This window comes from Paraburkholderia sp. SIMBA_030 (assembly GCF_046535245.1).
GTDB lineage: Bacteria > Pseudomonadota > Gammaproteobacteria > Burkholderiales > Burkholderiaceae > Paraburkholderia.
Genome location: NZ_JAWRXB010001105.1, coordinates 1 through 253, shown reverse-complemented (window position 1 = coordinate 253; position 253 = coordinate 1). Strand labels below are relative to the sequence as shown.

Sequence of the window (253 nt, the reverse complement as noted above, 5' to 3'; positions counted from 1 at the left end):
CCTATAAGCATTCGCCATGCCTTATAGCCCCGCGCTACGCAGCGCCGCTTTTGACTTTTTGGGTTTCAGGCGTGCGACGGTATTCGGCAAAAGTCGACCATCCAGGACACGCAACCGGACATGCGGCTGGTCCCGGCGGTATGCATCGGTTTTCGCCGTGAAAGGAGGGTCCGCGGGCTATTGCCACGAGCCTATGTCGGCATCGTTACCTTCGCCGCCTTGCTTGGTGTCGGCGCCGTAGCTCAATACATCG

1 protein-coding gene is annotated in these 253 nt (G+C 59.3%); it reads right to left on the bottom strand.

The genetic code is table 11. The features are described from left to right. Positions 1-177 precede the first annotated feature (177 nt). A partial coding sequence (locus SB772_RS43430; RefSeq protein WP_410838951.1) for a type II secretion system protein GspG occupies positions 178-253 on the bottom strand: 76 nt, incomplete at its 5' end.